This window comes from Hyella patelloides LEGE 07179 (assembly GCF_900659865.1).
GTDB lineage: Bacteria > Cyanobacteriota > Cyanobacteriia > Cyanobacteriales > Xenococcaceae > Hyella > Hyella patelloides.
Genome location: NZ_LR214080.1, coordinates 1 through 7,455, shown reverse-complemented (window position 1 = coordinate 7,455; position 7,455 = coordinate 1). Strand labels below are relative to the sequence as shown.

The 7,455-nt window shown below is 33.3% G+C and carries 4 protein-coding genes; 2 read left to right on the top strand and 2 right to left on the bottom strand.

From position 1 onward, the window contains the following. The first annotated feature begins 57 nt into the window (after positions 1–57). Together H1P_RS29040 and H1P_RS29035 are read left to right on the top strand one after the other, a co-directional pair. Complete coding sequence (locus H1P_RS29040) at positions 58–2,940, top strand: hybrid sensor histidine kinase/response regulator (protein ID WP_144874302.1); 2,883 nt, start codon at positions 58–60, stop codon at positions 2,938–2,940. Positions 2,941–3,025: 85 nt separating this feature from the next. Beyond that, a complete protein-coding gene (locus H1P_RS29035; RefSeq protein WP_144874300.1) occupies positions 3,026–4,882 on the top strand; it encodes a two-component system response regulator in 1,857 nt (618 codons plus the stop codon). Here H1P_RS29035 and H1P_RS29030 read toward each other — a convergent pair. Together H1P_RS29030 and H1P_RS38610 are read right to left on the bottom strand one after the other, a co-directional pair. Beyond that, a complete protein-coding gene (locus H1P_RS29030) occupies positions 4,869–5,846 on the bottom strand; it encodes a hypothetical protein (protein ID WP_144874298.1) in 978 nt (325 codons plus the stop codon). The genes H1P_RS29035 and H1P_RS29030 overlap by 14 nt on opposite strands. A gap of 1,156 nt (positions 5,847–7,002) precedes the next feature. Further along, the gene (locus H1P_RS38610) at positions 7,003–7,269 is read right to left on the bottom strand and encodes a hypothetical protein (RefSeq protein WP_246142005.1); all 267 of its coding nucleotides are present in this window, start codon (positions 7,267–7,269) and stop codon (positions 7,003–7,005) included. Positions 7,270–7,455: the final 186 nt, after the last annotated feature.

Genomic DNA, 7,455 nt, shown 5'->3' with positions numbered 1-7,455 from the left:
TAATAGTGACTCGATAGTTTAAATTTTGATTTAGTAAGCTAAAAAGCTAGATTGCCCATGAACTTAGATCGAGAAAAAGAGTTGTCTGTTACTAACAGTAGCCCTCTATCTAAAGCAACCAAAGGTGTTCCTTTACCTTTAGTATTAGTAGTGCCATTTGTGTTACAAATTTTTGCTGCTGTGGGGATTACTAGTTATCTTTCCTTTCGTAACGGGCAAAAAGCAGTTAACGAGCTAGCAACACAGTTAACAGGAAAAACTAGCGATCTAGTAGCTCAACATTTAGACATTTATTTATCAACTCCCCGTCAGATTAATCAACTCAATCTAGATGGTTTAGAAACAGGATTATTAGACATAGAAAATTTTCAACAAACTAAAATTTATCTTTGGAAGCAGATTAAACTCTTTAAAGACGTTGGCTATATTAGCTTGGGTACTGCTAACGGTAATTTTATGGGTGCTGGACGCTATCAGGATGGAAACTTTGAAATTAGCGAAACCTCTAGAAACACAAATGGTAAAAACAATTGGTATTTTGCCGATGAACAAGGAAAACCTCTAGAAGGAGCAGAGCTTAGCGGGTTTGATGAATACGATTTTAAGTCAGAAGCTTGGTACAGTAATGCGGTTCAAGCAGGAAAGCCGATCTGGAGTGATATTTATCAGTGGGAAGACTATCCTGAATACATTTCGATCGCTCTTAGTTATCCCATATACGATGCAAAAAAACAACTTTTGGGAGTTCTCAGCGTCGATCAGCAACTATCTCAGGTTAGTAGTTTTCTGCGGGATATTGAGGTTAGCCCTTCGGGAAAAGTGTTTATTTTAGAAAGAAATGGTTTATTAGTAGGAAGTTCTAGTAACGAACAACCTTACAAATTAATTAAAAATGAGGCTAAAAGACTTAAAGCTTCTGAGAGTAGCGATCAATTGATTAAAGCTACAACCAATTATTTAAAGGAAAAATTTAATAGTCTGAAGAATATCAACCAGGTTCAACAATTAAAGTTTGAGATTGAGGGCTCACCTCAATTCGTACAAGTAACCCCTTGGAAAGATGAACTGGGTTTAGATTGGCTAGTAGTAGTAGCGATGCCAGAATCGGACTTTATGGCAGAAATCCACGCCAATAACCGCACTACTATCTTGTTGTGTATTGCTTCATTAGTAGTAGCAACTTTATTGGGAATCATTACCTCTGGTTGGATAACTCGCCCGATCCGTCGCTTGAGTGATGCTAGTAATGCAATCGCCAATGGAGATTTAGATCGAACAGTAGAAGTTTTTGGGGTTAATGAATTAGGGGTACTAGCTCACTCTTTTAACCAGATGGCGAGTCAGTTAAAAGCTTCTTTTACTCAACTCGATGTCACTAATAAAACCTTAGAATCCACCAACGCAGAATTGGATCGTACCAACCAAGAATTAGAGCAAACTAACCAAGAATTAGAAAACCGCGTTACAGAACGAACTCAAGAACTACAAATATCCAAAGAAAAAGCCGAACAAGCACAACAAACCGCAGAAGTAGCCAATAAAGCTAAAAGTACCTTTTTGGCAAACATGAGCCATGAATTACGTACTCCGCTTAATGCGATTCTTGGTTTTACCCAAATTATGCAACGGGATCAAACGGCAACGCGAGCGCAAAAAGAAAATTTAGCAATTGTTAATCGCAGTGGAGAACATTTACTCGCTTTAATTAACGATGTTTTGGATATCTCAAAAATCGAAGCGGGGCGAATCTCTCTCAATCCCAGTAGCTTTGACTTACACCGACTTCTCGATACCACCGCAGAAATGCTGGAGTTTAAAGCTGATGCTAAAGGATTACAGCTTTTATTTGAGCGACATCTCGATACACCTCAATACATTTGTACCGACGAACAAAAACTACGCCAGGTATTAATTAATCTGCTGAATAATGCCATCAAATTCACCACAGAAGGGAGTGTCACTCTCAGAGTTAAACCAGACACCACCGACATTAATACCTTGTTGTTTGAAATCGAAGATACTGGTGCAGGTATCGCACCTGAAGAATTAGGTACTCTGTTTGAAGCCTTTACCCAAACCGAAAGCGGAAGACAATCAGAAGAAGGAACAGGTTTAGGATTACCTATTAGCCGTAAATTCGTGCAACTAATGGGGGGAGAGCTTACCGCTAGCAGTCAGTTAGGAGTAGGAACGGTTTTTAAATTTAATATAATTGCGGAAGCTGCACTTGAAGAAGAATTACAACCCCAAAAACCACCCAAAAAAGTCATTGGTTTAGAACCCAATCAACCCAATTATCGCATCTTAGTTGTGGACGATCGCTGGGAAAACCGTCAAATTGTCTTAAAACTCCTCGAACCTATTGGATTTGAAACTAAAGAAGCTGTTAATGGCAAAGAAGCGATTGCAATCTGGGAACAGTGGCAACCCCATCTAATTTGGATGGATATGCGGATGCCAGTTATGAATGGCTATGAAGCTACCGAATACATCAAATCACACCTCAAAGGACAAGCTACTTATATCATTGCCTTGACAGCATCGACTTTTGAAGAGGAAAGAGCAATTATTTTATCGACTGGATGTGATGATTTTGTGCGTAAACCATTTCGAGGGGCAGTCTTATTTGACAAAATGGCGGAATATTTGGGTGTGCGTTATGTTTATGCCAAAAATAACGAATCAGCAGGTATTGTAGCCGAGCCAATCTCTGATTTTATTTTAGAACCGACTTCTTTACGAGTAATGCCTAGTGAATGGTTAACCCAGCTAGGAAGAGCTTCTGCCGATTTGAATGAAAAAATGGTCGCAGAATTAATCGCTCAAATTCCCGTTCGACATACTTTATTGACCCAGGCACTTCAAAACAAAGTCAAAGATTTTGATTTTGATGACATTGTTGATTTAGTAGAGCAAACAGTCAGAGAGACCCCGCCTTGAAAAGACGGGGCTTCCTCTGACTTTGTCAATATCAATACTCAATGAACTCATTACCAATTAACCATAAATGTATAGATGATAAATAATGAATAGTATTTTAGTTGTTGACGATATTGCGGATAATTTGAGGATTTTATCCAATACTCTTGATCAACAAGGTTATATAGTTCGCTGTGCTAAAAATGGTACTACGGCTTTGAAAGTGGCACAAAAAGTCCTTCCAGATTTAATATTGCTAGACATCAAAATGCCAGAAATGGATGGCTATACAGTATGTCAAAAATTAAAAGCCAATCCCACCACAAAAGAGATTCCCGTAATTTTTCTCAGTGCTTTAGATGATGTTTTAGATAAAGTTAAGGCTTTTGAAGTTGGGGGAGTAGACTATATTACTAAACCCTTTCAAGTAGAAGAAGTTTTTATTAGAGTTAAAAATCAACTCGCTCTCCAGTCAGCCAAAGCGGAAGTTACCCAACTAAATCAACAATTAACACAACTAAATCAACAATTAGAACAGAAAATACGCGCTCGCACTGCTGAATTACAAACCGCTAATCAAAAGCTCGAAATTATTAATCAAGAGCTTCAACAAGAAATTAAAGAACGCCAAAAAGCCGAACAAAAGTTAGTTCGAGATGCTTTGCATGATGGATTAACAGGTTTGCCCAATCGCAATCTATTAATGGATCGTATAGAGCGTTCTCTACAAATGACCAAACGGAATCCTAACTATCTCTTCGCTTTACTGTTTATCGATCTCGATCGCTTTAAAGTTATCAACGATAGCCAAGGTCATTTAATAGGAGATCGATTACTAATTGAGATTTCTCAATTATTGGCAAAAGACTTACGAGATGGGGATACTTTAGCTCGCCTAGGAGGAGATGAATTTGTCATTTTATTGGATAATATTAAGCATCTGACAGATGCGACTAAAGTTGCAGATCGTATTAAAAAGCAACTTCAATCATCATTTAATTTAGAAGGTCAAACGGTTTTTACCAGTGCCAGTATTGGAATTGCTCTTAGTGCTACTGGTTATGATAACAGTTCCCAAATTTTACGGGATGCAGACATCGCTATGTATCGGGCGAAAGCAAAAGGAAAAGCTTGCTATGAAGTATTTGACCAAGCTATGTACCTGGAAACTCTCAAAGCTATTGAGCTAGAGAGCGATCTACGTCTGGCTTTAAAACGAAATGAGTTTACTTTACATTATCAACCAATTGTTTCTTTAAAAGAAAATACATTAATTGGGTTTGAAGCTTTAATTCGTTGGCAACATCCCCAAAAAGGTTTTATTTCTCCTGTGGATTTTATCCCCGTTGCAGAAGATACAGGACTAATTATCCCGATTGGTGATTGGGTCTTAAAAGAAGCTTGTCAACAACTTCGCACTTGGCAACAAAAATTTGCCGCTCTTCCTCAAATTAATTCTTTAACAATCAGCGTCAATATCGCCAGTCAACAAATACAAGAAGCTAATTTTATTGAGAAACTAGAGCGAGTTTTAGCTGAAACTGGTTTGGATGGTAACTGTTTAATTTTAGAAATTACTGAAAGAGTCTTAGTAGATTCAGGACAAAATACTAACAATACTTTGGCTGAAATTAAACGCCGTAACATTAAGCTTAGTATCGATGACTTTGGTACGGGTTATTCTTCTTTGAGTTATTTGCGTCGTTTGCCGATTGATAACTTAAAAATAGATCGTTCTTTTGTTGAGAATATTAATTCCAATGCTGAGAGCTTCGAGATTGTCAAAACTATTATTACTTTAGCACATACTCTCCAACTAAAAGCGATCGCCGAAGGAGTAGAAACCAGAGAGCAGGTTAATCAACTAAAAACTTTGGGTTGTGAATCTGCTCAAGGATACTTATTTGCCAAACCTTTAGCCGTTAAGAATCTAGAATCAACTATATTTATTATTTATCATTAGAAACTCTAAGTTTCTCCCTAGGTGGACAATCGGAAACTTCTTTTAAATAAAGTTTGGTTTCTTTTCCCCAATTGGAAGAGCGATACCAGTGATCGAGCCAAACGGTAGCTTCAATTAAGAACTCAGAGTCAGCAGGCACATTGCAAAGAATTCTTATAGCTTCTATGGTTTTACCTTCCTTGGCTAATTCAGGAGCAGTAAGAACTCTTAACTCATTAAGTGCAGTTTCACAGACATTAGGAAAAACATATAAATTATTAGGATTATGTTTTGAAAACTCTTTTTTCTTCTGTTCTAATTGAAATATTAAATTTAAATTAGAATTTGAGAAGTTTATATTATTACAAAATTTTCGGAGATTATGAATTGCTAATTTTTGCGAAAAATCTAACTGTTTTATTTTATTTTTTACTAAAAAATCATTAATAATAATTAAAAAAATAGGTAGGAAAATAATAATTCCTGTTAAAATTATTAATGATTTTATTTTTTTCATATTTTTATGATTCTTGGAATTTATCTGATTTTTTATTTTAGTTTTAATATGATTTTGATAATTATTAGCTTTATCAAAATAAATAGACAATAAATTTTTATTTTTAGCAACATTATTATTTTTTAGATTATTGATAACAAGATTACTAGTGTTATCTACTTTGTTGGTTTCTTGTAAGTCAATTATCTTTTGCAATTTAGCTATTTGTCGCTCGACATAATCTAGATTAAAAACTTTTAAATAAATTAAATTAGTAATTTTTAATCTATTTTCTTCTCTAACTATCAAACCTAAAGTTAATAATTCTTCTTGCTCTTTAGTTTTTGGAAAAATTCTATTATCTGATAATAAAATTTTTCTATATTCTTGTAATAGTTGAATAGGATTACATCTTTGACTATTATCTAGATTTTTTTTAAGAAGTTCAATATATTTTCCTACATTATTAGTTTGCCAATTTTCAACCAAGAATTTTTCAATAAATTGATCAATGATACTTGCTTCTATTTCTATAGGAATCTTAAAGTTAAAGTTTGCAAAAATTTGACAAATATTTTTAGTAAGTAGGGAATTACCTCCAGTCCAAGCTATTGCTTTACTTAGAATTAAAGAAAAATTAATATATTTATCTTCCAGATGTAATTGATTTTGATTATATTTTTCTAGTAAATTTAGAGAAATTATTTGTGGTGGTTTGATTAGTAAATTATCTAAAAAAAAGTTAATTGTACCTTGCTTAATCCATCCTTGATTTACAGCAATATCTCCAAATTTTAGATGACTTCTTTCTTGCTCTATCAGAATATTTTGAACTTGTTTTTCATTTAATAAATAAGCATCCTTAAGATAATATCCAATAGGAAATTGACGTCCTTCTTTTTTAAGTATTTGCCATTGATTGGCAAAAAAGTTTATAGTTTGAGGTTTAATTTTATTTTGTAAACTTAAGACTTGTTCTAGTTTGACTTTAGTATACCTAGATTGAATATTTAAAGCATTTTGTAATTGATAACTGTTAATTAAATCTGCATTTTTTAATAAAACTTCAATAGATAAATTCTAATTTTGATTAGACATTTTTCTAGTTATTTTCAAAACTTTATTGATGAAAAAATCCTGGCAATTATTAAAAATAAAAAAATCATGCAAATACAAGTAAACAATTTGATAATTTAAATAATTGTTTATTCAGAATTTAAAAGCTTTAACTTCACGTTATAGATCAAACTAAGTAAGGTAGTTCAAATTTTTATTATTTGGTATTGGTAAATAACTGTTTAAAGTATTGAAGTTCAAATAAGAAACTAGCAGAACTTATTATTTAAACTAGCATAAATAATATTAAACAAACATTATTTTATATTAATTTAATGAGTAATTTATATCCTCGTAAAAAAGAGTTATGTAACAATATAATTTATCTATGAAATGTATTGTCTTACAACTTGAAAATTAGAATCTGATTTTTTAATTTTTTTTTAGGGATAAAATATAAATTTTTGAATTCTTATTAGTTTAAAGGTTTAAAATTTTTCCTTAATTTTATTAATTTACCAAAATATTTATTAATTTCTTTTTACCCTTACCTGAAGAAGAAGTACTATTTACTTTTGGCTTATCTAGTTCAAAAATTTAAAGTAGAAATCGCCGTTTCTTTCTGCTGTTCTGTAACTCCTAGATAGCGTTCCAGAGCAGCTAAAGTTCTATGTCCCGAAATAGCTTGAATATGTCTGAGAGGAAGGCGTTGAGCCGAGATCAGGGTAAAATCATGCCACATCTCATTGAAACCATTGATATACAAGGGTTTCAAAATTGGACTTTTTCTCAGGCTGTTTATGTCTGATAAGTCGTATTGGGGTTCGACCGAGATACGTGTAAATTCGTGCCACATCTCATTGAAAGCATTTATATATAAAGGTTTCAGCTTTTAGATTTTTGACAAGCTATTTATGTCTGATAAGTTGTATTAGCAGAAGTAACTCAACGAAAAATCAGGGTTTTACATCTGCTAATGCTTTTCATAAGTGCTATTTTTAATGTCTGCTAATGTCTTTAAAGAAAGCTCAGAAGAGTATCA

What these genes read in the sequence shown, in the direction of transcription:
- H1P_RS29040 (WP_144874302.1), top strand. Translation starts at nt 58, where the DNA reads ATGAACTTAGATCGAGAAAAAGAGTTGTCTGTTACTAACAGTAGCCCT.
- H1P_RS29035 (WP_144874300.1), top strand. Translation starts at nt 3,026, where the DNA reads ATGAATAGTATTTTAGTTGTTGACGATATTGCGGATAATTTGAGGATT.
- H1P_RS38610 (WP_246142005.1), bottom strand. Translation starts at nt 7,269, where the DNA reads ATGTGGCACGAATTTACACGTATCTCGGTCGAACCCCAATACGACTTA.